Origin of the sequence: Enterobacter cloacae subsp. cloacae ATCC 13047 (assembly GCF_000025565.1) — a bacterium.
Taxonomy (GTDB): Bacteria; Pseudomonadota; Gammaproteobacteria; order Enterobacterales; family Enterobacteriaceae; genus Enterobacter; species Enterobacter cloacae.
The window spans coordinates 3,800,255-3,825,935 of sequence record NC_014121.1 but is presented as its reverse complement, the minus strand read 5'-3'; the positions used below and the strand labels follow the sequence as shown (position 1 = coordinate 3,825,935).

Genomic DNA, 25,681 nt, shown 5'->3' with positions numbered 1-25,681 from the left:
GCGCCCGAAGGCGCCATTTTTCTGTGCGGCAAGAATTACTTCTTGATGCGGATAACCGGGGTTTCACCCACGGTGACGCTGCCAGACAGTTTGATCAGCTCTTTGATTTCGTCCATGTTGGAGATAACAACCGGCGTCAGGGTAGACTTGGCTTTTTCTTCCAGCAGTGGCAGATCGAATTCAATCACCGGGTCGCCAACTTTAACACGCTGGCCTTCTTCTGCGATACGTTTGAAGCCTTCGCCTTTCAGTTCAACGGTGTCGATACCGAAGTGAACGAACAGTTCGATACCGCTATCAGATTCGATAGAGAACGCATGGTTGGTTTCAAAAATTTTACCGATGGTGCCGTCAACTGGAGCAACCATTTTGTTGCCAGTTGGTTTGATAGCAATGCCATCACCAACGATTTTCTCAGCAAACACTACATCCGGCACGTCTTCGATGTTGACGATCTCGCCGGAGAGCGGAGCAACAATCTCAATAGTTCCGGAGTCTTTCTTATCATCAGAAACCAGAGATTTCAGTTTATCGAACAAACCCATGATCTTCTCCTAAGCAGTAATTTGGGCCGCATCTCGTGGATTAGCAGATTGTTTTTTCTTCAATGAACTTGTTAACCAGCGTCATTAACTCGTCCGTTGTCGGTTGAGCAAGAGCCTGCTCTGCTAACACCTTCGCATCTTCGAAGTTCGTGTTACGGATAATCTTCTTAATGCGCGGGATGGAAATGGCGCTCATAGAGAATTCGTCCAGACCCATACCCAGCAACAGAAGTGTAGCACGTTCGTCGCCTGCAAGCTCACCACACATGCCAGTCCATTTACCTTCTGCATGAGAAGCATCAATAACTTGCTTGATCAAGTTCAGTACGGACGGTGACATTGGCTGGTAGAGATGTGAAATCATATCATTACCACGGTCAACTGCCAGGGTGTACTGCGTTAAATCATTGGTGCCGATACTAAAGAAATCAACTTCTTTGGCTAAATGACGCGCAATGGTCGCGGCTGCTGGTGTTTCCACCATTACGCCGATCTCAATTGACTCGTCAAATGCTTTACCTTCGTCACGCAATTCCTGTTTGTAGATCTCGATCTCTTTCTTCAGTGCACGCACTTCTTCAACAGAGATGATCATCGGGAACATAATGCGCAGCTTACCGAAAGCAGAGGCACGCAGAATCGCACGCACCTGGTCACGCAGGATTTCTTTACGATCCATGGCGATACGCACTGCACGCCAGCCCAGGAATGGGTTCTCTTCTTTCGGGAAGTTCATGTACGGCAGCTCTTTGTCGCCACCGATGTCCATGGTACGGACGATAACGGCCTGAGAGCCACAGGCTTCAGCCACCGCTTTGTACGCCGCAAACTGCTCTTCTTCAGTTGGCAGGGCGTCACGGTCCATGAACAGGAATTCAGTACGATACAGACCCACACCTTCCGCGCCGTTGCGCTCAGCGCCATCGACGTCGCGTACGGTACCGATGTTAGCGCACACTTCTACCTGATGGCCGTCCAGCGTGATGGCTGGCAGGTCTTTCAGTTTAGCGAGTTCCGCTTTCTCGGTGGCAACTTGCTCCTGAACGGTACGCAGTTGCTCGATCACATCGTTAGTTGGGTTGACGTAAACCACGTTGTTTACGGCATCCAGAATCAGATAGTCGTCGTTTTTCACCTGAGTGGTGACGTTACCGGTACCCACGATGGCAGGCAGTTCCAGAGAACGCGCCATGATTGAGGTGTGGGAGGTACGGCCACCGGCGTCGGTGATGAAACCCAGCACCTTGTTCAGGTTCAGCTGTGCGGTTTCAGACGGGGTCAGGTCAGCGGCAACCAGGATCACTTCGTCCTGAATCGCGCTCAGATCGATGATGGCCAGACCCAGAATGTTGCGCAGCAGGCGCTTACCGATGTCACGTACGTCAGCCGCACGCTCTTTCAGGTATTCATCGTCCAGCTCTTCCAGGGCAGATGCCTGACCTTCGATAACTTCATGCGCAGCCGCGTCGGCCGTCATGCCTTTATCTTTAATCAGGGCTATGATTTCCTGCTCCAGCTCCTCATCTTCGAGCAGCATGATGTGCCCTTCGAAGATAGCTTCTTTTTCTTCACCGAAAGTTTCGCCAGCTTTAGTTTTGATTGCTTCCAGTTGCGCAGATGCCTTGGCACGACCGCTCAGAAAACGTTCAACTTCCTGATCAACCTTGTCGGCAGAAATTTTTTTCCGGTCGATGACGATCTCGTCTTCTTTCAGCAACAATGCTTTGCCGAAAGCGATACCCGGGGATGCTAAAATGCCTGAAATCATAACCCTACCTTACTTGTGACTGATATTTAAAAGAACCCGGAAACTTACTCGAGCTCAGCCATCAGTTTTACCAGATGCTCAACTGCTTTCTGCTCGTCTTCACCTTCAGCAGAGATAGTGACAACGGTGCCCTGAGTCAGGCCCAGAGTCTGCAGTTTGAACAGGCTTTTTGCGCTAGCGCTTTTGCCGTTGGAAGTCACAGTGATTTCAGAAGTGAAGCCTTTCGCTTCTTTAACAAACTGAGCAGCAGGGCGGGTGTGCAGACCGTTCGGAGCGGTAATGGTAACTTCTTGCTGGAACATTGTATTTCCCCAACTTATAGGTTTAGTGTTGTGGAACTAAAGTCTAGCCTGGCGACTGAACTTTAGCCTGTATTGTTAGCGCTGACGTTTCGATCGTCATTAAACATTATGCAGCGAAAGCAAGACTTGAACCAAATCATAAAATCGATTCAGCAAGGGTATTTCGTTCGCTGATTAATTTCACGCATCAAAATAATTGCTGGTTTAAATACCAGACCCAACGGGGTGAATCAATGCCAGGAGGGGTAAAACTTTGAAGCAGGCCACAAAAAAGCACCTAAAAAGGTGCTTTTTTACGCGTTATTAACATGCTGGCATTACTGTTGCAGTTCTTTCTCGGTAAACAGATCGGCAAACAGTGCAGTGCTTAAGTAACGCTCACCTGACGAAGGTAGGATAACCACAATATTCTTGTTGGTAAAGGACTCATCTTCCTGAAGTTTGAGCGCCGCCGCAACGGCCGCGCCGGAAGAGATACCGGCCAGAATACCTTCTTCATCCATCAGGCGGCGTGCCGTCGAGATGGCTTCTTCGTTCGTGATCGTGACGACTTTATCGATAAGCTTCAGATCCAGGTTACCCGGAATAAAGCCTGCGCCGATACCCTGAATCTTGTGCGGGCCCGGTTTGAGCTCTTCACCCGCCAGCGCCTGGGTGATAACCGGCGAGTCGGTCGGCTCAACGGCCACGGTGATCAGGTCTTTTTTACCTTTCGTGCCTTTAATATAGCGTGACACACCGGTCAGCGTACCGCCAGTACCCACGCCGGAGATAAACACATCAACCTGGCCATCGGTATCTTCCCAGATTTCCGGGCCGGTAGTTTTTTCGTGGATTTCCGGGTTTGCCGGGTTGCTGAACTGCTGAAGCAGCAGGTATTTCGCCGGATCGCTGGCAACAATCTCTTCGGCTTTCTGAATGGCACCTTTCATGCCTTTAGCGCCTTCGGTCAGCACCAGGTTTGCGCCCAGCGCTTTGAGCAGCTTGCGGCGTTCGATGCTCATGGTTTCAGGCATGGTCAGCGTCAGCTTATAGCCACGCGCCGCAGCCACATAGGCCAGCGCAATACCGGTATTGCCGCTGGTAGGCTCCACCAGCTCAACGCCTGGCTTGAGCACGCCACGTTTTTCGGCATCCCAAATCATATTTGCACCGATACGGCATTTTACGCTGAAGCTCGGGTTGCGGGATTCGACCTTCGCCAGAATGCGTCCATTACCGATACGGTTCAGTCGAACCAGGGGCGTATGACCGATAGTCAGCGAGTTGTCTTCATAAATCTTACTCATGGCCTGTCCTTAACTGTATGAAATTGGGATACCGACCCAGCATACCTGCTAAGCAGGTAGGGGGAAGTAAGGAATTCGCATATCTATATACTGCAAGGAAATAATGGGGATCAGTATGGAATAAGGGATAGCATAAGCCATCCCTTGTTTACACATTTTTGCATTACTTCCATAACGCGTGCTTAGCACGGTAGCAGTCGACCCACATTGCCGTTGCGCCGCACACCGCAACGGGCATGATGAAAAGATTAAGGAAGGGGATCAAGGTGAACAGGCTGGTAAGCGCGCCAAACTGCATATTGGCCACTTTCTGCGTGCGCAGCGCGGTACGCATCTCTTTAAAGGGCACCTTGTGGTTATCAAACGGGTAGTCGCAGTACTGAATAGCCAGCATCCAGGCGCTGAACAGGAACCACAGCACAGGTGCCACCGTCTGGCCGATACCGGGCACCAGATAAAGGAGAAGCAGTACAATTGCACGGGGGAGATACCAGGCGAATTTTTGCCATTCGCGCTTCATGATGCGCGGAATATCTTTCATGATCCCCAGTACGCCCGTGTCCGGTGGCGTGGCACCTGTCAGACGCGCTTCGAGCTGTTCCGCCAGCAGGCCGTTAAACGGCGCCGCAATCCAGTTGGCGATCGTTGAGAAGAAATAGCCGAACACCAACAGCACAGAAATCACCGCGAGTGGCCACAGCAGATAGCTCAGCCACTGCAGCCAGTCAGGTACATAACTCATCATGGCCGGGACCCAGCTTTCAAGCTTCGTGAAAAGCCACCAGAAGGCGCCGCCCATAAGAATAATGTTGATCAGCAAGGGCAGAATGACGAAACGTCGAATACCCGGCAGGGAGACCAGTTTCCAGCCCTGAGAAAAATACCAGACGCCGCTGCGTGGGGGAGAAGATGATGTTGAAACCATAACCAGGCTGTACTCCTTTTTTCACAACCAGTGGAATTGCCCGCCTATATTATCCAGTTACGGACCAATGACCAGTTCGGAAATGTTCGAAAAAACAGCAAAAAGCACGATTTAGTTCATCTTTATGCTGTGAATGCTCTGCACACACTTGCACTTGACGTAAACGGCAAATACTCTTAGTGAGTAAATGTTTGCCGTGGTGGCAAGGTGTTAGAACAACAGAGAATATAATGATGCAGGATTTGCGTCTGATATTAATCATTGTTGGCGCGATCGCCATAATCGCTTTACTGGTACATGGTTTCTGGACCAGCCGTAAAGAGCGTTCTTCTATGTTTCGCGATCGCCCACTGAAGCGCATGAAGTCCAGTCGTGACGACGATGACAGTGAATATGACATCGACGATCGTGATGACGACGGCGTGGGTGAAGTTCGTGTTCATCGGGTCAATACTGCGCCCGGCGCGGCTCATGGGGAGCATGAAGCCCCCCGTACTGCGCAGCACCAGTATCAACCGCCGTATGCTTCTGCACAGCCGCGCCAGCCTGCGCCGCAGCCTGTGGAAGAGCCGGTGCGTCAGCCGCCGCAGCAGCCTGTTCAACAGCAGCCAGCTGCGCCGCAGCCGGTTCCACAGCAACCCGTGCAGCAGTCTGTACAACCGCAGCCTGCTCAGCCGGTACAGCAACCGCCGCAACAGCCTGTTCAGGCGCAGCCTGCACCACAGCCAGCCCCGGCACCGCAGGTTGAGCCAGAGCCCGTTGTAGAGCCAGAACCGGTTGTTGAAAAACCGCAGCGTAAAGAAGCGGTGATCATCATGAACGTGGCCGCCCATCACGGCAGCCATCTGAACGGTGACGTGCTGCTTAACAGTATTCAACAGGCTGGCTTCAAGTTTGGCGACATGAATATTTTCCATCGCCACCTGAGCCCGGACGGTAGCGGCCCGGCGCTGTTTAGCCTGGCCAACATGGTTAACCCTGGCACCTTCGACCCTGAAATGACGGGCGATTTCGTAACGCCGGGCGTGACGATCTTTATGCAGGTTCCATCTTACGGTGACGAACTGCAAAACTTTAAGCTGATGCTGCAGTCCGCTCAGCACATCGCTGACGAAGTGGGTGGTGTGGTACTCGACGACCAGCGTCGCATGATGACGCCGCAGAAACTGCGCGAGTATCAGGACCGCATCCGCGAAGTTAAGGAAGCCAACGCGTAATCGACGCGTTTTCTTCAACTCCTCCTCAACCCCCGCCTGTCGGGGGTTTTTTCTCATTGATGGTGCGATATGGACTCAATCGAACAACAAATCACTGAACTGCGAACCACGCTTCGCCATCATGAATATCTTTATCATGTGATGGACGCACCGGAAGTGCCGGATGCGGAGTACGATCGCCTGATGCGTGAACTGCGCGATTTAGAGGCGCAGCACCCGGAGTTGATCACCCCGGACTCCCCAACCCAACGTGTCGGCGCTGAACCGCTAGGTGCGTTCAGCCAGGTACGTCATGAAGTGCCGATGCTCTCTCTGGATAACGTCTTCGATGAAGAGAGCTTTCTCGCCTTTAATAAGCGTGTGCAGGATCGACTCAAAAGCAGCGACGCCCTGACCTGGTGCTGTGAGCTGAAGCTGGATGGCCTGGCCGTCAGTATCCTGTATGAAAACGGCGTGCTGGTCCGTGCCGCAACGCGCGGTGATGGCACTACCGGGGAAGACATCACCACCAACGTGCGTACCATACGCGCGATCCCGCTGAAGTTGCACGGCGACAATATTCCTGCTCGTCTGGAAGTGCGCGGTGAAGTTTTCCTGCCGCAGGCGGGCTTCGAGAAAATCAACGAAGAGGCGCGTCGCACCGGTGGGAAGGTGTTTGCGAACCCGCGCAACGCGGCGGCAGGCTCTTTACGCCAGCTGGACCCGCGTATTACCGCGAAGCGACCGCTTACTTTCTTCTGCTATGGCGTCGGTATTCTGGAAGGAGGGGAGCTGCCGGACACCCACCTCGGGCGTTTGCTGCAGTTTAAAGCGTGGGGCTTGCCGGTCAGCAACCGCGTGCAGCTTTGCGACTCACCGGAGGCGGTTCTTGCGTTTTATCGCAAGGTTGAAGAAGACCGCCCGACGCTCGGTTTTGATATCGATGGTGTGGTGATCAAGGTTAACTCGCTTGCGCTTCAGGAGCAGCTAGGCTTTGTGGCGCGAGCACCACGCTGGGCTGTGGCGTTTAAATTCCCGGCCCAGGAGCAGATGACCTTTGTTCGCGATGTGGAGTTCCAGGTGGGTCGTACCGGAGCTATCACGCCGGTTGCGCGTCTGGAGCCAGTACACGTGGCCGGTGTGCTGGTGAGCAACGCCACGCTGCATAACGCGGATGAAATCGATCGTCTTGGCCTGCGTATTGGTGACAAAGTGGTGATTCGCCGGGCGGGAGATGTGATCCCGCAAGTGGTCAACGTGGTTCAGTCAGAACGCCCTGATGATACGCGCGCCATCGTGTTTCCGACGCATTGCCCGGTATGTGGCTCAGACGTAGAGCGTGTGGAAGGCGAAGCGGTGGCTCGCTGTACCGGGGGATTAATCTGTGGCGCGCAGCGTAAAGAGTCACTCAAGCATTTCGTTTCCCGACGGGCAATGGACGTTGACGGCATGGGCGACAAAATTATCGATCAGCTGGTTGAGAAAGAGTATGTCCATACGCCTGCGGATCTTTTCAAACTGACGGCGGGTAAGCTGACCGGTCTTGACCGCATGGGGCCGAAGTCGGCTCAGAATGTGGTGAATGCGCTGGAAGCCGCCAAAGAGACCACGTTTGCCCGTTTCCTCTATGCGCTTGGTATTCGTGAGGTGGGTGAAGCCACCGCTGCAGGTCTGGCGGCGTACTTTGGCACGCTGGACGCGCTGGAGAAAGCGAGCATTGAGGAGCTGCAAAAAGTGCCTGATGTTGGCATTGTGGTGGCCACGCACGTCTTTAACTTCTTTGCCGAAGAGAGCAACCGCGACGTCATCGGAAAACTGCTGGAGCAGGGCATTAAATGGCCTGCGCCGGTCGTCGTCAATGCCGAAGAGATCGACAGCCCGTTTGCCGGTAAAACGGTAGTACTGACCGGCAGTCTCAGCCAGCTTTCACGGGATGATGCGAAGGCGCGTCTGGTGGCACTGGGGGCAAAAGTGGCGGGCAGCGTGTCGAAGAAAACGGATCTGGTGATCGCCGGGGAAGCCGCCGGTTCCAAGCTTGCAAAAGCGCAGGAGCTCGGGATTGAGGTAATCGATGAAGCAGAAATGATGCGTCTGCTGGGAGAGTAACGTGGAAAAAGAGCAGCTCGTCGAGATCGCCAATACGGAGATGCCGTTCGGTAAATATAAGGGCCGCAGGCTGATTGATTTGCCGGAAGAGTACCTTCTGTGGTTTGCCCGAAAGGATGAATTCCCGGCGGGACGACTGGGCGAGCTGATGGCCATCACGCTACTGATTAAAACCGAGGGGCTGACCCAGCTGGTTCAGCCCCTGAAACGTCCTTAAGCCTTCGCGGCGCGGGTCTCTTCCTGCGCCAGTTTTTCCGTCTGACGTTTATAACGACGCGCCAGTACTGCACAGACCATCAGCTGGATCTGATGGAAAATCATCAGCGGCAGTACCATCATCCCAATCACCGAGGTCGGGAACAGAATGTTGGCCATCGGGATGCCGTTTGCCAGGCTTTTCTTCGAGCCGCAGAACACAATGGTGATTTCGTCTGCTTTGTTGAAGCCACATTTGCGTGCCACAAAGATGTTTACCGCAATGACAATCGCCAGCAGGACGATACTGACCACCACGATAAACAGCAGCGAGCCTGCGCCCACCTTATGCCAGATACCATTCACCACGGCTTCGCTGAAGGCGGAGTAAACCACCAGCAGGATCGACGTCTGATCGGTTTTTGAGATCCATTTCTTGTGCTTCGCCACAAACGCCCCCGTCCACGGACGAGAAAGATGACCAAGGACAAATGGCAGAAGCAGCTGCAGACAGATTTTCCCGACCTGCTCCAGATTACCGCCTGCACCGTGCATATTCATCAGCAGGCCAACCAGCAGCGGCGAGACGAAAATCCCTAACAGGCTTGATGCCGATGCCGAGCAGACAGCGGCCGCGACGTTGCCGCCTGCCAGCGAAGTAAAGGCAATAGCGGACTGGACGGTGGCTGGCAAAATACAGAGGTAGAGGAAACCGGTATAGAGCGCCGGGTCAACATTGACCGGAGCCCACCACGCAAACAGCACGCCGAGTATTGGGAAAAGAATAAAGGTGCTGCACATGACCCACAGGTGCAGTCGCCAGTGACTTCCCCCTGCGATAATGGCTTCGCGGGAGAGTTTGGCGCCGTGCATAAAGAACAGCAGCGCGATGGCCGCGGTGGTGAGTCCTTCAAAGAATGGCACAAAACCGCCGCGCGCGGGGAAGAAGGAGGCCAGTAAAACAGTGACGACCAGGGTAAGTGTAAACGGATCAAGAATACGAAATAGTTTCATAATGACTCCTGAAAACAGATGTCGCTATTGTGCTTTGTTCCCTTTGAGAAATAAAATTGATTTATTGCATCTATTCATGAATTAAACAGATGAATTATTCCTTACGTCAGCTTCGCGTTTTTGTCACCGTGGCCCATGCCCGCAGCTTCAGCCGGGCAGGGGAGATCATTGGCCTGAGCCAGTCGGCCGTCAGCCACAGTGTGAAAGAACTGGAACTCCAGACAGGTGTGCGTCTACTCGACCGCACCACGCGTGAAGTGGTATTAACCGAAGCCGGACAGCAGCTGGCGCTGCGACTGGAGCGGTTACTGGATGAACTGAACAGCACGCTCAGGGATGTCGGGAGACTGGGGCAGCAGCTTTCTGGCACCGTACGGGTGGCAGCAAGCCAGACGATTTCGGCGCATCTTATTCCGCAGTGTATTGCTGAGGGTAACCAGCGCTATCCGGATATCGATTTTGTGCTGCACGACAGGCCGCAACAGTGGGTGCTGGAGAGCATCCGCCAGGGCGATGTGGATTTTGGCATCGTCATCGATCCCGGCCAGGTGAGTGACCTGGAGTGTGAGATTGTGCTTTCTGAGCCTTTTTTGCTGCTCTGTCGGGACGACGATCCGCTGGCAATGCTGCCTCATGTTAGCTGGCAGACGCTGCAGGGCGCGAAACTGGTTTTACAGGATTATGCATCGGGCAGCCGTCCGTTGATTGACTCCGCGCTGAATGCTCAGGGGGTAAAAGCAACCATCGTGCAGGAGATTGGTCATCCGGCTACGCTGTTTCCTATGGTTGAGGCAGGCATTGGGATCAGCGTATTGCCTGCCCTGGCGCTGCCGTTGCCACAGGGGAGCCGGCTGGCTGTAAGACGGTTGACCCCGGTGGTTGACAGAAAGCTGATGCTGGTTCGACGAAAAAATCGTTCTCTTTCGGGGGCGGCACAGGCTATCTGGGAAGTGGTGCGTATCCAGGCGCAACGGTTAACCGAAGCCCGCATACGCGACCCACTGTTTAATGCTGCAGATGATTAGATGTAAATATCGATCTGATTGACATCTGATGGGTTGTTTACGCCTTCCACTTTGCCCTGCTTCTGGTCTTGTTTCTTCTGGGCCTCTTCCGCCTGCTGGCGCAATAGTTGTGCAAGCTGTGTCTGCAGCACTTTAAGCTGTGCCTGAATGAGCTCCTGCTGTTTTTTCTTCTCTTCCGGGCTGCCGGCACTCTCTGGCAGCTCTTTTAGCTGTTGAGTCAGTTTGGTGATTTGCTCCGTAATGCGGCTGATTTGGGCAGCAATATCGTTGCCACTGGAAGCACTCCCACCACTGTTACTGGTTTGAATAGGGTGGGTTGATGTCTGAATGGTCGTCATAGTCTTTCCTCTTACCATAAAACAGAGATATCGGCACCGATGGTGGGAGCTTGAGGAAAACTGCTATATCTGGCAGGGCGTTAGGCTGGCTGGAGCGGCTACAGGAAGTTTCTGTGCAAAAGATTCGAACCGTCCATATCGCAGATAGCAAAAAAGCGCCTTTAGGGCGCTTTTTTACATTGGTGGGTCGTGCAGGATTCGAACCTGCGACCAATTGATTAAAAGTCAACTGCTCTACCAACTGAGCTAACGACCCGAAATGGTGGGCGATGACGGGCTCGAACCGCCGACCCCCTCCGTGTAAAGGAGATGCTCTACCAACTGAGCTAATCACCCCCGCTGTGTGGAGTCGCATTATAGGGAGAGTTGAAAATGAGTCAACGCATTTTCTAAAGTTTTTATTCGTTCGTCGTAAAATTAAACAAAACGATCGTGAAATGGGCTGTGGCGCATGATTTCTAAACAAAAACAGCAAACTCGGTCACGATAAAGGGATCGACATTGAGGAATCGCCGCACAGTGATAGAATATTGCCCATCGTTTTTTCCCCAGGATTTGCCGATTGCCGGCATCTTTATAACGTAAGGCCATTTCATGAAAATCAAAACTCGCTTCGCGCCCAGCCCGACAGGCTACCTGCACGTCGGTGGTGCACGTACTGCTCTCTATTCCTGGCTTTTTGCACGCCACAACAAAGGTGAGTTCGTGCTGCGTATTGAAGACACCGATCTCGAGCGCTCCACGCCGGAAGCAATTGAAGCCATTATGGATGGGATGAACTGGCTGAATCTGCAGTGGGATGAAGGTCCTTACTTCCAGACCAAACGTTTTGACCGTTATAACGCGGTAATTGACGAGATGCTGGTCGCGGGTACGGCATACAAATGCTATTGCTCTAAAGAGCGCCTGGATGCGCTACGTGAAGAGCAGATGGCGAACGGCGAAAAGCCGCGTTACGACGGCCGCTGCCGCCATGACCACAGCGAGCATGCCGCTGATGAACCTTGCGTGGTGCGTTTTGCTAACCCACAGGACGGCTCTGTTATTTTTGACGACCAGATCCGTGGCCCAATCGAATTCAGCAACCAGGAGCTGGACGATCTGATCATCCGTCGTACCGACGGTTCTCCAACCTATAACTTCTGCGTGGTGGTTGACGACTGGGACATGGAAATCACCCACGTTATCCGTGGCGAAGACCATATCAATAACACCCCGCGACAGATCAACATCCTGAAAGCGTTAAATGCCCCTGTTCCGGTCTATGCGCACGTTTCAATGATCAACGGTGACGACGGTAAAAAGCTGTCTAAACGTCACGGTGCGGTCAGCGTTATGCAGTATCGCGACGACGGCTATTTGCCGGAAGCGCTGCTGAACTACCTGGTGCGTCTGGGCTGGGCTCATGGCGATCAGGAAATTTTCAGCCGCGAAGAGATGATCGATCTGTTCTCTCTGAGCTCTGTGAGCAAATCCGCCAGTGCATTTAACACTGACAAGCTGCTGTGGCTGAACCACCACTACATCAATACCATGCCGCCGGAATATGTGGCGACTTACCTGCAGTGGCACATTGAGCAGGCCAATATTGATACCCGTACTGGCCCTGAGCTGGCGGACCTGGTGAAACTGCTCGGCGAGCGTTGCAAAACGCTGAAAGAGATCGCCGAAAGCTGCCGCTACTTCTATGAAGAGTTTGATGAGTTCGATGCGGATGCCGCGAAGAAACATCTGCGTCCTGTTGCGCGTCAGCCGCTGGAAGTGGTACGTGACAAACTGGCTGCCCTCACTGAGTGGACCGCCGAGAATGTGCATCATGCGATTCAGGCTACCGCTGACGAACTGGAAGTCGGTATGGGTAAAGTAGGTATGCCACTGCGCGTAGCGGTGACCGGTGCGGGTCAGTCTCCGGCGCTGGATGTTACCGTTCACGCGATCGGTAAGTCTCGCAGCGTGGCGCGCATTAACAAGGCTCTGGGATTTATTGCTGAACGCGAAAACCAGCAGTAAAACAGCCTGAGAAGCAAAAACGGCAGGGTAACCTGCCGTTTTTTTATGCGTGTAATTCAGCAATACCCAGGCGCGTAAGAAAACCGCTGATGCCTTCGCGTTTTAGCAACACGTGCAGTCGCTCCTGTTCCAGCTGCGTCATGTTTTCAAGCGTGTCGACAATCTGCACGAGCAGATTCGACGACGCAGGATCGCCATAGGGCATCGTTGCTTCTGCCAGGTGGTAAACCGCCTGACGGTTGCGAATGGCCGGGAGGTTCATGATATGCTCCTTCACCCGAGCATCAATGTGGATCAGCCGCGCCCGTCCCCCTTTCACGCCATTGATCCCTTCGGTTTTCCAGCCCTGCTGACGAATCCAGCGGTTAACGGTTTGCCGGGCAACACCCAGGCTGTTCGCCAGCTCTTCCGTGGTCATTTTGCTGCGTAATCTTTTCATATCAGTTATGGTCGCGAATCCCTAAACGTTGCAACAATCCGGTAATCCCTTCCCGCAGTAACAGCGATGTCATCTGCTTTTGCTCTTCCGGCGTCATTTCATTCGCCAGCGTCAGAAGTAATGTGTGCAGAGAACCGTTTTGCAACGCATTTTCCGGCATATCTGAGGTTTCCGTTGCCCGGCGCGCGCTGCGGATAAAGTCACGCACTTTCTCGTTCACATGTACCAGGCGCGCTTTCCCGCCCTGAACTCCCGGTTTTGGCGATGTAATCCAACCCTCTTTGCGTACCCATTTATTGATGGTCTGGCGGCTATAGCCAGTGAGGAGGGCTAACTCTTCTGGCGTCATTCGTTCCTTGATCATACAATTTCCTGAATATTTGTGGGGTCAATTAACGGTTCATTTTATAGCACCGTTTTAGGTGAAAACGTGACAGGCTTAACTCCTGACTGCGAGGCGGCTCGCAAAGTGGTTCATTTGCATGATTTTTCGGCGATTGAACGGCAGTGATTGATTTTGCCGTTGACACTCCGCAGCGGAATTCATATTATGCCGCCCGTCAACATGACAGCTTTACGATGGGGCTATAGCTCAGCTGGGAGAGCGCTTGCATGGCATGCAAGAGGTCAGCGGTTCGATCCCGCTTAGCTCCACCAAACTCTGAACCCAACAGAGTAGGGTAAGTAAAGTAACATGTGGGGCTATAGCTCAGCTGGGAGAGCGCTTGCATGGCATGCAAGAGGTCAGCGGTTCGATCCCGCTTAGCTCCACCAAAATTTGAACCCTCGTCGAAAGACGGGGGTTTTTTTATGTCTTTGTAACGACCTTCACCCTCTTTTGTTGCCAAATTAGCAGCGTTCCTATACCTCGCCTCAATCCAAATCAATAAACGAGTCTATAAATGGACTTCAACTTGATTCGAGCAATTAATAAACCTATTATCCGTCCGGCCAATAATTTGCATGGTAAAACAGATTATCCAACTTAATGAATAGAAAAACTTACAATAATGTAAAGATATTTATGATTGCTCTGGCGCTGTGTTTGATTACGGTGCCCTTTTCCCGTTATATCTCTCCACGCGCTATAGTAAATGGTCATGATGTTTATCTGGCATGGCTGCCGTTAAGCGTTATGCTGGCCGTCATTTTGTTATTTGGGCGTCGGGCAATCATTCCCATTCTTTTAAGTTTCACTATTGCTAACATCTATAATATTAATTTAGCACCACTACAATATTTAGTATTATTGATCTGTCAGACGTTTTCTGTCTTTGCTGCCTGTGGCGTCCTGCGCCTTGTGCTGGGCAAGCGCTGGCGTCACTGCGTGCCGAACAAACACATTGGGCAACGTATATTCTGGCTGGGCTTTATGGTGCCGATAGGCATTAAAGGGTTGATGTATCTGGCTGGCTTTTTATTTGATTTTCCCGTGACTATCTCAACATTCTTTGGCGAAGGCACCGTAATTTATAACATCGTTGATATTCAAAGCTTGATATGCGCAGCATTGATTTTCACCATGATGTTCTATTATCCATTAAGAATGATAATTAATCCCCGCTATGTCAGAACCTTCTGGCTGCGGAGCGTGAAGCCAGTGTTTTTTCATAAAAAATCTTTGTATGTATTCATCTGGCTGGCTTTTTTAATTTTCACCCTTGCCGTGTTATGTGCGCCATTTGAGTCACCGGTTATTGCTGGCTATTTAATGCCAGTCATTTTTATTCTCTTTACGCTAGGTATCAGTCGCCTCAGCTATGCGCTCATCTCTTTACTGTGGGCGGCATCCGCTCTGCTGCTGTTGACCTATAACTACAACTTCCTTAATGGCGTCGAATCTGGGCATTCACTCTCCTTTATCCTGTCTGTGCTGATCTCTTTCGCTATCTGTCTGCTTTACATGTCGCGGCTCTACCAGCGAAGCAACTGGTTGAAGCAGGACTGGCAGGACAGGGCGCTGACCGACCCGCTGACTGGTTTACCGAATATTCGGGCGCTGGAAGAGTTTCTTCAGGCTCAGCCGGATGCAAAAATCTGCTGCCTGCGGATGGACAACTTGGAATTTTTAAGTCGCCACTACGGCATTCTCATGCGGGTGCATTGCAAACGTAGGGTAACCACCTCCCTGCAGCCGCTGTTGCAGAAAGATGAGAAGCTCTTCCAGTTGCCAGGCAGCGAGCTGGTCATTGTATTGCTGGGGCCTGAAACCGCTGAACGGCTGCAGCATATGGTCGATCAATTAAATAGCCGAAAAATTTACTGGAACAACACGGGGCTGGATATCGAGTTTGGCGCATCCTGGGGAATGGTCGAAAACGGCGAGAACTTGCACCATACGCTGGGCCAACTGAGCTGGCTGGCCGAGCAGTCATGCGGAGCGCATAACGTACTCGCGCTCACCAATAGCCTGGAGGCCGCGTCGGGGCAAACCACAGAACGGGTGCTGATGTTAGCGCGTATTAAACATGCCCTGGATGCCGGTCAGTTTCATTTATATGCCCAGCCGATCCAAAAAGCGGACGGCAGTGGTTATTACGAAATACTGGCGCGCATGGAAAGCGAGGGAGAGATTATCACGCCTGACCGCTTCATCCCGCTGATTGCCCAGTTTAACCTGAGCCACCGCTTTGATATGTGCGTGCTGGAAAAACTGCTGTTGTGGTTGCGCGATCATCCTCCGTCGCAGGGTGGCACTCGCTTTTCTGTCAATCTGATGCCTCTGACGCTGATGCAAAAAGAGGTGGCTACCGAGATTAGCGCGTTGTTCGAACACTATGGTATCGCGCCGCAGGACGTTGTCCTTGAGATCACGGAAGAGCAGGCCTTCTCGAACTCTGGCAGCAGTATCAAAAACCTTCAGCAGCTACGGGATCGTGGGTTCCGTATCGCGATTGATGATTTTGGTACCGGCTATGCCAACTACGAACGACTCAGACGCCTTCAGGCGGATATCATTAAAATAGATGGCTGCTTTGTTAAAGATATCTGTACCGACGACATGGACGCGATGATTGTGCAGTCGATTTGTAATCTGGCAAAAACCAAATCACTGTGTGTGGTGGCTGAATATGTGGAGACGCCGGCGCAACGTGACATGCTGCTGCGCTTTGGTGTGGATTACCTGCAGGGATACCTGATAGGCAAACCGACGCCGCTTGACGCACTGCAGGCATAAAAAAACCGGGAGCCAGGCTCCCGGTTCTCATATAACGTGACGGGTTACAGTACCAGTGCTGCGATAGACGCTGACAGTACGCTCACCAGCGTTGAGCCGTAAACCAGTTTCAGACCGAAGCGAGAAACAACGTTACCCTGTTCTTCGTTCAGACCTTTAATCGCACCGGCGATGATACCGATGGACGAGAAGTTCGCGAAGGAAACCAGGAACACGGACAGGATGCCTTCCGCACGTGGAGAGAGCGTGCTGGCGATTTTCTGCAGATCCATCATTGCAACGAATTCGTTAGAAACCAGTTTGGTCGCCATGATACTACCAACCTGCAGCGCTTCGTGAGCAGGGACACCCATCACCCATGCAACAGGGTAGAAGATGTAGCCCAGGATGCCCTGGAAGGAGATGCCCAGAACCGCGGCGAACAGGGCGTTCAGGGCAGAGATCAGAGCGATGAAGCCGATCAGCATCGCGGCAACGATAATCGCCACTTTAAAGCCCGCCAGAATATATTCACCCAGCATTTCGAAGAAGCTCTGACCTTCGTGCAGATTTGCCATCTGCAGGTTCTCTTCGCCTTCCTCAACACGGTATGGGTTGATCAGTGACAGTACGATAAAGGTACTGAACATATTCAGCACCAGAGCAGCAACCACATATTTTGGTTCCAGCATGGTCATATACGCGCCCACGATAGACATGGAAACGGTGGACATTGCTGTTGCGGCCATGGTGTACATACGGTTACGGGACATCTTGCCGAGAATATCTTTATACGCGATAAAGTTCTCTGACTGGCCCAGAATCAGGGAGCTGACGGCGTTGAATGATTCCAGCTTACCCATACCGTTAACTTTGGACAGTACGGTACCAATGGCACGGATCACAATCGGCAAAACACGGATGTGTTGCAGAATACCAATCAGCGCAGAGATGAAGACGATTGGGCAAAGTACTTTCAGGAAGAAGAACGCCAGCCCTTCGTCGTTCATTTTACCGAAGACAAAGTTCGTCCCTTCGTTGGCGAATCCGAGCAGTTTTTCGAACATTTCGGAGAAGCCTTTTACGAAGCCAAGCCCCACGTTGGAGTTCAGGAAGAACCACGCGAGCAAAACTTCAATAACGAGAAGCTGAACAACAAAGCGAATGCGGATTTTTTTACGGTCATGGCTGACCAGCAACGCAAGCGCAGTAACGACAACGAGTGCCAGGACAAAGTGAAGGACGCGGTCCATATTTGCTCCAAATATGAGGCAGGTTTAATTTTCGTGCACATTCTATGTAACAACCGAAAAGAAAACGAGATCAAGGACACACTATAGTTACATCCTGTGACGAGTCTCAAAAATAGTGATCCACAATACATTTTTGTTATGTTAGGTAAATGAGTGAAAAGTTAAGTTTGTGTGCTAGTCTTCACAAAAGAGCGCGCGATTTCGGTTTCTGTTAGAGCGCCCCCGCTTACCCGCCTGTCTATCGTTCAAAGCTATCAGAGAAATCACTGCAACCGTTACAAATGATCTTGATAATCATTCTCATTTTGATAGCATTAAACATAGCAAAGGCTATATTTCAGAGGCAGAAATGACAAACAGTCGCGTAGAGGGTAGCAGTGGCAGAGCAGCGCGCAAGTTGCGGTTCGCATTAATGGGACCTGCGTTCATCGCTGCCATTGGCTATATCGATCCAGGCAATTTTGCGACCAATATTCAGGCCGGGGCCAGCTTTGGCTATAAGCTTCTGTGGGTGGTTGTCTGGGCTAACCTGATGGCTATGCTGATTCAGATGCTTTCCGCGAAACTGGGTATTGCCACCGGTAAAAACCTGGCGGAACAGATCCGCGATCATTACCCGCGCCCGGCGGTATGGTTGTACTGGATCCAGGCGGAAATCATTGCGATGGCAACCGATCTCGCCGAATTCATTGGTGCGGCAATTGGTTTCAAGCTGATCCTCGGCGTATCACTGCTGCAGGGGGCGGTGCTTACCGGCATTGCCACCTTCCTTATTCTGATGCTGCAGCGTCGGGGGCAAAAACCGCTGGAAAAAGTCATCGGCGGCCTGCTGCTGTTTGTCGCTGCGGCCTATATTGTCGAACTGATTTTCTCGCAGCCTAACCTGGCGCAGCTCGGTAAAGGGATGGTGATCCCAAGCCTGCCAACCTCTGAAGCGGTGTTCCTCGCTGCCGGGGTGCTGGGGGCGACCATCATGCCACATGTGATTTACCTTCACTCCTCGTTAACCCAGCACCTGCACGGGGGGACGCGCAAAGAACGCTATTCGGCAACCAAATGGGATGTGGCTATCGCCATGACGATTGCCGGTTTTGTGAATCTGGCGATGATGGCTACCGCTGCCGCTGCGTTCCACTTTAACGGACACACTGGCATTGCCGATCTCGACCAGGCCTATCTGACGCTGGAGCCGTTACTGAGCCATGCGGCTGCGACCATATTTGGCTTAAGCCTGGTGGCGGCAGGTCTCTCCTCTACGGTGGTAGGAACACTGGCCGGGCAGGTGGTCATGCAGGGGTTCGTCCGCTTCCATATACCGCTGTGGGTACGTCGCACCGTCACAATGTTGCCGTCATTTGTGGTGATCCTGATGGGGCTGGACCCAACACGCATTCTGGTCATGAGCCAGGTGCTGCTGAGCTTCGGGATCGCACTTGCGCTGGTGCCGCTGCTGATCTTTACCAGCAACAAAGATCTGATGGGTGAACTGGTTAACACCACGCTGGTGAAACGGACCGGATGGGTCATCGTGGTTGTGGTAGTGGCGCTGAACCTGTGGTTACTGATAGGCACGGCATTGGGGTTATAAAAGAAAAAGGAGCCGGGAGGCTCCTTTTTTTAGATTAGTGACGACCGTGGCCGTGGCCATGTCCACCGCGACCTTTACCGCCGCGATCCCAGCCGCCACGGCGATCATCACGGTCGTTCCAGCCTTCGCGATAACCACGCTCGTAGGCGTTGTTTTTGTACCAGCCGCGGTGCAAACCATTATCATGTTTCCACCAGCGGTCGCCGCGCCACTCATAGTGACGGTGCCAGTAGTCACGGTCGCGCCAGTAGCCACCGTCCCAGTATCTGCCGTAGTCGTCACGATCGCCAATTTGTAATTTTACTGATGGCAACAGGGTGATTTCGCCAGCAGTGGCGACCAGCGGGGCCGAAGCCAGTAATACCGCTGCAAGAATCAGTGACCTGAACATACTCTTCTCCTTCACGATCGGGGCCTTAGGGGGCCTGTTAACGCAATTTTACGAGTTGGGAAAGCCTCGTTTCATCGCCTCAACTCCGAATTCAGACGTGATAGCACTTTTTGCTAAAGCAGGATTTATTTTGAGCTATTCAGGATCGCGTCAATGGTGGCAAGCTCTTCCGCCGTGAAATGGCGGTTCTCCAGCATGCCCACTGCATCGTCTATTTGCCCGGTTTTACTGGCGCCAATCAGTACGGAAGTTACCGCCTCGTGGCGCAAAATCCAGGCCAGCGCCATCTGAGACAGCTTCTGTCCCCGGCTTTCTGCCAGCGCGTTCAACTTTTTGACTTTTTCCAGTTTCTCCTGGGTTATCTGATCCGGGTTCAGGAACTTACTCCCGCTCGCGGCACGGGAGTCAGCCGGAATGCCGTTCAGATAACGATCGGTCAGTTGACCACCCGCCAGCGGCGAGAACGGAATGCAGCCGACACCTTTTTCCTGCAAAACGTCCAGCAAGCCCGCTTCCGGCGCACGTTCAAACATTGAATATTTCGGCTGATGGATCAGACACGGCGTGCCGAGGTCATGAAGTATGTCGATAGCCTGCCGTGCAAGCTCGGCCGGGTAATTGGACAAACCGACATACAGGGCTTTCCCCTGACGCACCAGATGGTCAAGCGCTTTCATTGTCTCCTGCAGCGGCGTTTCCGGGTCAGGACGGTGGTGATAGAAGATATCAACATACTCCAGCCCCATACGTTTCAGACTTTGATTCAGGCTTGCGATGAGATATTTGCGCGATCCCCAGTCACCGTAAGGGCCGTCCCACATGGTATAGCCCGCTTTCGTCGAGATGATCAGTTCATCGCGCCACGGCAGAAAATCTTCCTGCAAAATGCGGCCGAAATTGCGCTCGGCGGAACCGGGAGGCGGACCATAGTTATTGGCAAGGTCGAAGTGTGTAATACCAAGATCAAACGCGCGCTGTAAAAGTTGACGGCTGTTTTCGATAAGCGTGGCGTCACCGAAGTTGTGCCAGAGCCCAAGAGAGACGGCGGGTAATTTAACGCCACTTTGCCCACAGCGACGATACAGCATTGTCTGATAACGGTTTTTATCTGGCTGATAGTGCATTCTCATGACCTCTGGCGCTGAAAAGTAAGAACAGTGTATGCGTTTACACTGATGCGAAAAAACAGAGCATAGCGCAGCCTTTTTTGTAAAGCATTCTTTCCATACTCTTCTTTCTGCCATTTCTGGACAGCCATCACGCTTATTTAATACTCAAAGTGAGGTCAACGTCAGAAGGACACCTGTTATGCGAACCCCGTACTGCGTCGCCGATTACCTGCTGGACCGTCTTACAGATTGTGGTGCCGATCATCTGTTTGGCGTGCCGGGCGACTATAACCTGCAGTTTCTCGATCATGTCATCGACAGCCCGGATATCTGTTGGGTGGGCTGTGCCAATGAGCTAAACGCATCTTATGCCGCTGACGGATATGCCCGATGTAAGGGCTTTGCCGCGCTGCTGACAACATTTGGCGTAGGGGAATTAAGTGCCATGAACGGCATGGCCGGCAGCTTTGCCGAGCATGTTCCGGTGTTACACATTGTGGGGGCACCGGGTACGGCCTCACAGCAAAAAGGTGAGCTGCTGCACCACACGCTGGGTGATGGTGAGTTCCGTCACTTCTACCATATGAGTGAACCGATCACGGTCGCGCAGGCGATCCTGACCGAACAAAACGCCTGCTACGAAATCGACAGAGTGTTAACAACCATGCTGCGGGAGCGACGTCCAGGCTACCTGATGCTGCCTGCTGATGTGGCTAAAAAATCAGCCACGCCGCCTGTAAACGCTCTCACGTTAAAGACAGCGCATGCCGATAACGCCTGCCTGAAAGCGTTCCGAGACGCCGCCGAGAGCAGACTGAAAACAAGCAAGCGTACCGCGCTGTTGGCCGATTTCCTGGTCCTGCGCCACGGCATGAAACATGCCCTGCAGAAATGGGTGAAAGAGGTGCCCATTGCCCACGCCACCATGCTGATGGGCAAGGGCATTTTTGACGAACGCCAGCCCGGTTTTTATGGCACGTACAGTGGTTCGGCAAGCGTCGGGGCGGTAAAAGAGGCCATCGAAGGGGCGGATACGGTACTGTGCATTGGCACGCGTTTTACTGATACTCTGACGGCGGGGTTTACCCATCAGCTGACGCAGGCGCAAACGATAGAAGTGCAGCCCCATGCCGCACGGGTGGGGGATGTCTGGTTTACCGGTATCCCTATGTCTGACGCGATCGAGACGCTGGTGGCTCTCTGCAAACAGTATGTCCATGATACCCTGGCGCCAGTCTCTCACAGCGGTATCGCCTTCCCGCAATCCGAGGGCTCGCTCACTCAGGAGAATTTCTGGAGCACCCTGCAAACCTTTATTCGCCCGGGTGACATTATTCTTGCCGACCAGGGGACGTCAGCCTTTGGTGCGATCGATTTGCGTCTACCGGCAGATGTGAATTTTATCGTCCAGCCGCTGTGGGGCTCCATTGGCTACACCCTGGCCGCGGCGTATGGTGCCCAAACCGCCTGTCCAGACCGGCGCGTCATTGTGCTCACGGGGGATGGCGCCGCGCAGTTGACCATTCAGGAACTGGGCTCGATGCTGCGTGATAAACAGCACCCCATTATCCTGGTGCTCAACAATGAAGGGTACACCGTAGAGAGGGCCATTCATGGACCGGAACAGCGCTATAACGACATTGCCTTATGGAACTGGACGCAAATTCCGCAGGCACTGAGCCTGGATCCTCAGGCACAGTGCTGGCGGGTCAGTGAAGCGGAACAGCTGGCGGAGGTGCTCGAAAAAGTGGCACACCACGAGCGACTAACATTGATTGAAGTGATGCTACCCAAAGCGGATATCCCGCCGCTGTTAGGGGCGATTACCAAAGCGCTGGAAGCGCGTAACAACGCCTGATCACTTGTCGTTACGCCAGGCCATCATCATCGGTTTGCCCGCCAGCAGGAGCCAGGCGGGCAACATCACGATGCAAAGTAACGGGATGAGAGTAGTATCCGGAACCACCACCGCGGCCATAAACAGGCTCAGCCAGGCATCACGCGTCACCACCAATACCAGCCCCAGAATAGAGCAAGAGACGGTTATCGCCGCCGGAACGGCATCCACATGTTCATGCAGCATCAGCCCCAACGCGACGCCAACAAAGACCGCCGGGAAGATCCGTCCGCCACGGAAACCGCACGCTGCCGCCACCACCAGCGCAGCCAGCTTTATGAGCGCAAACAGCAAATAATCGGACACGCTAAATACCTGACTGAAGGCCAGCTGTTGCATCTCATCCAGACCTTTAAACAGCGTTACCTTACCGCCGATGGCCCCTAAAATGCCGAGGATCAATCCGCCAACCCCGAGGATAAGCACCGGATGTTTGAGCTTATGCACCAGCCGGTGCAGACGCGGCAGACACCATACGGCGATCATCCCCAGCGCAATGGCAATAGCGACCACAACCGCACCGCTGAAGATATCGGCTATCTGCATCTGGCCGTAGTGGGGAAGGGAGAGCGAGAAGTGTGGATTGAAAAACAGACTGGTGGTGAGCGCACCGGCCGCGGCGGCCATCAGTGGCGCAAAGAGTTTATCCCAGAGCGGCACGTCGTTATTGCTGGAAAGCGTCTGCGAGAAAATCAGCGCGGCCGCGACCGGCGTACCGAAGAGCGCGCCAATGGTGCCAGCCGATGCCAGAATCGTCCAGTCCAGGGCCCCGACGCGGGGTAAAATGCGTGAACCGAGATACACCGCCAGACCGATGTTGACCGCCATGATCGGGTGTTCCGGCCCCAGGCTAACGCCGCCCGCCAGACCGATAATCAACGCGATAATAAGTCCTGGCAGCGCTGCAGGTGCGACCGGAGCACCAATCAGCGGTTCCAGCGCCGGATCAGGCCCGGCGTGCCCTGGGCTAAAGCGGATCACCAGACCCACCGCAATCCCCGTCAGGGTCAGCATCATAATGATCCACGCCGGCGAATCAACGCTGATACCCACCTGAGCCGGAAGCGCAGTCCATAACATCGTTTGCAGCACCGAGGCGACTTTCATCACGACGATAAGCACCAGGCTTGAGACAATACCAATAATTAAGGCCGGGATTGCCAGCAACAGCATGGTTCTGGCTCGCGGGTGGAGCATGATAATTTCCTTGTACAAAAAGGTATTACGTTACTTTGCACAATCAGCATTGTGGCAATAGTGCAAAAGGTGCTGAAACGGTAAAGTTATTCTGTGACGAAGATCGATAATCCCGGGGCATTCACCTTCCGGTCGTTGTTGTTATCACGCCTTGAATTTACAGTGTTCCAAAGATTTATTCTGACTTTAGCGGAGCAGTAGAAGAATGACAAAGTATGCTTTGGTAGGAGATGTGGGCGGCACTAACGCGCGCCTGGCATTATGCGATGTAAGTAGCGGTGAAATTTCCCAGGCGAAAACCTATTCAGGGCTGGATTACCCCAGCCTTGAGGCCGTTGTACGCGTCTATCTGGAAGAGCACAAGGTCAGCGTTGACGATGGCTGTATCGCGATTGCCTGCCCGATTACCGGCGACTGGGTCGCGATGACCAACCATACCTGGGCATTTTCCATCGCCGAGATGAAAAAGAACCTCGGCTTTGCACATCTGGAAATCATCAACGACTTTACTGCGGTGTCGATGGCCATCCCGATGCTGAAGCCAGAGCACCTGACTCAGTTTGGCGGTACTGCACCGGTAGAAGGCAAGCCGATTGCCGTTTACGGTGCCGGCACGGGGCTGGGCGTTTCGCATCTGGTTCATGTTGATAAGCGCTGGGTGAGTCTGCCGGGTGAAGGTGGCCACGTGGACTTTGCACCGAACAGCGAAGAAGAGGGCATTATTCTGGAAGAGCTACGCGCTGAGATCGGCCACGTGTCGGCTGAGCGCGTGCTTTCCGGCCCGGGGCTGGTAAACCTGTATCGTGCCATTGTGAAGTCTGACGGCCGTCTGCCGGAAAATCTGCAGCCGAAAGACGTGACCGAGCGCGCACTGGCAGACAGCTGCATCGACTGCCGTCGCGCACTGTCGCTGTTCTGCGTGATAATGGGGCGTTTTGGTGGCAACCTGGCGCTTACGCTCGGCACCTTTGGTGGCGTTTACATTGCCGGTGGCATTGTGCCGCGCTTCCTGGAGTTCTTCAAAGCGTCAGGCTTCCGCGGCGGGTTTGAAGACAAAGGACGTTTTAAAAGCTACGTGCAAGACATTCCTGTTTATCTGATTGTGCACGACAACCCGGGTTTACTTGGCTCGGGCGCCCACCTGCGTCAGGTGCTCGGCCAGATCCTCTAAAACCCAGCCCCTCTCTTGCGGGAGAGGGGATTTACAGGTGCATTAACTGGCGGAACTCTTTGACCTTGCTGCGGCTCACTGGCACCTGAAAATCAAGATCCTTCAGGCGCAAAATGTATGTATTGTTAAACCACGGCTCGATCTCGCGGATCTTGTTTAAATTCACACAAAACGAGCGGTGACAGCGGAAGAAATGCGCTGTCGGCAGCTTGCTGCAAAACTCGGTAATGTTCATCGCCATCACGTACGATTCCCGCCGCGTATAGACAAACGTCATCTTTTCATGGGCTTCGGCATAGTAGATATCGTTAACCGGCGTCACGATGATACGTTCATCCTTCACCAGGTTAATCGTGTCATTCTCACGTACTGCGGGACTTGCGGTGACAGGGGCGTTCTGCTGTTGCCACGCGGCCTCCAGCTTTTGCAGCATGGTGACGATGCGCGACTCCTGGTAAGGCTTAAGGATATAGTCAAACGCCTCCAGCTCGAAGGCTTCAACCGCATGCTCCTTCCAGGCGGTGACGAAGACAATAAACGGCTTATGGGCAAACTGATTGATGTTTTGCGCCAGTAATACGCCATCCAGCGACGGAATGTTGATATCAAGAAAAATGGCATCAACGCGGTTATGCTGCAAAAACTTCAGCACGTCCAGACCATCGTCAAACGTGCCCACGATCTCCATCTGACTGTGCGTTTTGATGAGCCAGCTCAGCTCCTGTTGAGCCAGAAACTCATCTTCTACAATGATCACTTTCACGGG

General features: G+C 53.0%; 23 protein-coding genes and 4 tRNA genes. 11 read left to right on the top strand and 16 right to left on the bottom strand.

Annotated features, from left to right (window positions below):
- Window positions 1–35 precede the first annotated feature (35 nt).
- From crr to cysZ, 5 genes are all read right to left on the bottom strand, one after another.
- The gene (gene crr / locus ECL_RS18630) at window positions 36–545 is read right to left on the bottom strand and encodes a PTS glucose transporter subunit IIA (protein ID WP_003861316.1); all 510 of its coding nucleotides are present in this window, start codon (window positions 543–545) and stop codon (window positions 36–38) included.
- Between the two features lie 40 nt (window positions 546–585).
- Window positions 586–2,313 (bottom strand): phosphoenolpyruvate-protein phosphotransferase PtsI, encoded by a 1,728-nt coding sequence (gene ptsI, locus ECL_RS18625; protein WP_013098199.1) that lies wholly within the window; start codon window positions 2,311–2,313, stop codon window positions 586–588.
- A gap of 44 nt (window positions 2,314–2,357) precedes the next feature.
- Window positions 2,358–2,615 (bottom strand): phosphocarrier protein Hpr, encoded by a 258-nt coding sequence (ptsH, locus tag ECL_RS18620; protein WP_000487600.1) that lies wholly within the window; start codon window positions 2,613–2,615, stop codon window positions 2,358–2,360.
- A gap of 317 nt (window positions 2,616–2,932) precedes the next feature.
- Window positions 2,933–3,904, bottom strand: a complete 972-nt coding sequence (gene cysK / locus ECL_RS18615) for a cysteine synthase A (RefSeq protein WP_013098198.1) — start codon at window positions 3,902–3,904, stop codon at window positions 2,933–2,935.
- Between the two features lie 163 nt (window positions 3,905–4,067).
- The gene (gene cysZ, locus ECL_RS18610) at window positions 4,068–4,829 is read right to left on the bottom strand and encodes a sulfate transporter CysZ (protein WP_013098197.1); all 762 of its coding nucleotides are present in this window, start codon (window positions 4,827–4,829) and stop codon (window positions 4,068–4,070) included.
- Window positions 4,830–5,059: 230 nt separating this feature from the next.
- Between cysZ and zipA the strand changes: the two genes are divergently transcribed.
- The 3 genes from zipA (at window position 5,060) to ECL_RS18595 (ending at window position 8,348) form a co-directional block, all read left to right on the top strand.
- Window positions 5,060–6,046, top strand: a complete 987-nt coding sequence (gene zipA, locus ECL_RS18605; RefSeq protein ID WP_013098196.1) for a cell division protein ZipA — start codon at window positions 5,060–5,062, stop codon at window positions 6,044–6,046.
- A gap of 69 nt (window positions 6,047–6,115) precedes the next feature.
- The gene (gene ligA, locus ECL_RS18600) at window positions 6,116–8,131 is read left to right on the top strand and encodes an NAD-dependent DNA ligase LigA (protein ID WP_013098195.1); all 2,016 of its coding nucleotides are present in this window, start codon (window positions 6,116–6,118) and stop codon (window positions 8,129–8,131) included.
- A gap of 1 nt (window position 8,132) precedes the next feature.
- Entirely contained in the window at window positions 8,133–8,348 is a 216-nt protein-coding gene (locus ECL_RS18595) for a DUF3820 family protein (protein ID WP_003861328.1), read from the top strand.
- On the opposite strand, the gene ECL_RS18590 is transcribed toward ECL_RS18595, so the two are convergent.
- Window positions 8,345–9,340 (bottom strand): bile acid:sodium symporter family protein, encoded by a 996-nt coding sequence (locus tag ECL_RS18590; RefSeq protein WP_013098194.1) that lies wholly within the window; start codon window positions 9,338–9,340, stop codon window positions 8,345–8,347. The genes ECL_RS18595 and ECL_RS18590 overlap by 4 nt on opposite strands.
- 89 nt (window positions 9,341–9,429) lie before the next feature.
- Between ECL_RS18590 and ECL_RS18585 the strand changes: the two genes are divergently transcribed.
- On the top strand, window positions 9,430–10,365 hold the full coding sequence (locus ECL_RS18585) for a LysR family transcriptional regulator (RefSeq protein ID WP_013098193.1): 936 nt from the start codon (window positions 9,430–9,432) through the stop codon (window positions 10,363–10,365).
- On the opposite strand, the gene ECL_RS18580 is transcribed toward ECL_RS18585, so the two are convergent.
- The 3 genes from ECL_RS18580 to ECL_RS18570 all read right to left on the bottom strand — a co-directional run bounded on the left by ECL_RS18580 (window position 10,362) and on the right by ECL_RS18570 (window position 11,039).
- Window positions 10,362–10,703: a FlxA-like family protein gene (locus ECL_RS18580; RefSeq protein WP_013098192.1), complete on the bottom strand. Its 342-nt coding sequence runs from the start codon at window positions 10,701–10,703 to the stop codon at window positions 10,362–10,364. The two genes, ECL_RS18585 and ECL_RS18580, sit on opposite strands and share 4 nt — an antisense overlap.
- Before the next feature lie 180 nt (window positions 10,704–10,883).
- Window positions 10,884–10,959 (bottom strand) — tRNA-Lys (locus ECL_RS18575).
- A gap of 4 nt (window positions 10,960–10,963) precedes the next feature.
- Window positions 10,964–11,039 (bottom strand) — tRNA-Val (locus tag ECL_RS18570).
- A gap of 258 nt (window positions 11,040–11,297) precedes the next feature.
- Here ECL_RS18570 and gltX point away from each other — a divergent pair.
- On the top strand, window positions 11,298–12,713 hold the full coding sequence (gene gltX / locus ECL_RS18565) for a glutamate--tRNA ligase (RefSeq protein WP_013098191.1): 1,416 nt from the start codon (window positions 11,298–11,300) through the stop codon (window positions 12,711–12,713).
- A 43-nt stretch (window positions 12,714–12,756) separates the two neighbouring features.
- On the opposite strand, the gene ECL_RS18560 is transcribed toward gltX, so the two are convergent.
- Window positions 12,757–13,152: a YfeC-like transcriptional regulator gene (locus tag ECL_RS18560; RefSeq protein WP_013098190.1), complete on the bottom strand. Its 396-nt coding sequence runs from the start codon at window positions 13,150–13,152 to the stop codon at window positions 12,757–12,759.
- A gap of 1 nt (window position 13,153) precedes the next feature.
- Window positions 13,154–13,516 (bottom strand): YfeC-like transcriptional regulator, encoded by a 363-nt coding sequence (locus ECL_RS18555; RefSeq protein ID WP_013098189.1) that lies wholly within the window; start codon window positions 13,514–13,516, stop codon window positions 13,154–13,156.
- A gap of 217 nt (window positions 13,517–13,733) precedes the next feature.
- On the opposite strand from ECL_RS18555, the gene ECL_RS18550 reads away from it, so the two are divergent.
- The 3 genes from ECL_RS18550 (at window position 13,734) to ECL_RS18540 (ending at window position 16,330) form a co-directional block, all read left to right on the top strand.
- Window positions 13,734–13,809, top strand: a tRNA-Ala gene (locus ECL_RS18550).
- 41 nt (window positions 13,810–13,850) lie between these two features.
- Window positions 13,851–13,926, top strand: a tRNA-Ala gene (locus ECL_RS18545).
- Between the two features lie 214 nt (window positions 13,927–14,140).
- Complete coding sequence (locus tag ECL_RS18540; protein ID WP_044157883.1) at window positions 14,141–16,330, top strand: EAL domain-containing protein; 2,190 nt, start codon at window positions 14,141–14,143, stop codon at window positions 16,328–16,330.
- A gap of 44 nt (window positions 16,331–16,374) precedes the next feature.
- Here the strand turns inward: ECL_RS18540 and ECL_RS18535 are convergent, their stop codons facing one another.
- A complete protein-coding gene (locus ECL_RS18535) occupies window positions 16,375–17,562 on the bottom strand; it encodes a NupC/NupG family nucleoside CNT transporter (protein ID WP_013098187.1) in 1,188 nt (395 codons plus the stop codon).
- A gap of 349 nt (window positions 17,563–17,911) precedes the next feature.
- On the opposite strand from ECL_RS18535, the gene ECL_RS18530 reads away from it, so the two are divergent.
- Entirely contained in the window at window positions 17,912–19,150 is a 1,239-nt protein-coding gene (locus ECL_RS18530) for an Nramp family divalent metal transporter (RefSeq protein ID WP_040022336.1), read from the top strand.
- 34 nt (window positions 19,151–19,184) lie between these two features.
- On the opposite strand, the gene ECL_RS18525 is transcribed toward ECL_RS18530, so the two are convergent.
- Together ECL_RS18525 and mgrA are read right to left on the bottom strand one after the other, a co-directional pair.
- Window positions 19,185–19,541, bottom strand: a complete 357-nt coding sequence (locus tag ECL_RS18525) for a DUF2502 domain-containing protein (RefSeq protein ID WP_013098185.1) — start codon at window positions 19,539–19,541, stop codon at window positions 19,185–19,187.
- A gap of 125 nt (window positions 19,542–19,666) precedes the next feature.
- Window positions 19,667–20,665, bottom strand: coding sequence for an L-glyceraldehyde 3-phosphate reductase (gene mgrA, locus ECL_RS18520; RefSeq protein ID WP_013098184.1), 999 nt, complete (start codon window positions 20,663–20,665; stop codon window positions 19,667–19,669).
- Between the two features lie 184 nt (window positions 20,666–20,849).
- Here mgrA and ipdC point away from each other — a divergent pair, with 184 nt between their 5' ends.
- Window positions 20,850–22,508 (top strand): indolepyruvate decarboxylase, encoded by a 1,659-nt coding sequence (gene ipdC, locus ECL_RS18515; protein ID WP_013098183.1) that lies wholly within the window; start codon window positions 20,850–20,852, stop codon window positions 22,506–22,508.
- Here the strand turns inward: ipdC and ECL_RS18510 are convergent, their stop codons facing one another.
- Window positions 22,509–23,744: an ion channel protein gene (locus ECL_RS18510; RefSeq protein WP_013098182.1), complete on the bottom strand. Its 1,236-nt coding sequence runs from the start codon at window positions 23,742–23,744 to the stop codon at window positions 22,509–22,511.
- 205 nt (window positions 23,745–23,949) lie between these two features.
- On the opposite strand from ECL_RS18510, the gene glk reads away from it, so the two are divergent.
- Complete coding sequence (gene glk, locus ECL_RS18505; protein WP_013098181.1) at window positions 23,950–24,915, top strand: glucokinase; 966 nt, start codon at window positions 23,950–23,952, stop codon at window positions 24,913–24,915.
- Window positions 24,916–24,946: 31 nt separating this feature from the next.
- On the opposite strand, the gene ECL_RS18500 is transcribed toward glk, so the two are convergent.
- Window positions 24,947–25,678 carry a LytR/AlgR family response regulator transcription factor gene (locus ECL_RS18500; RefSeq protein WP_013098180.1) on the bottom strand — a complete coding sequence of 244 codons (732 nt, stop codon included), beginning with the start codon at window positions 25,676–25,678 and terminating at the stop codon, window positions 24,947–24,949.
- Window positions 25,679–25,681: the final 3 nt, after the last annotated feature.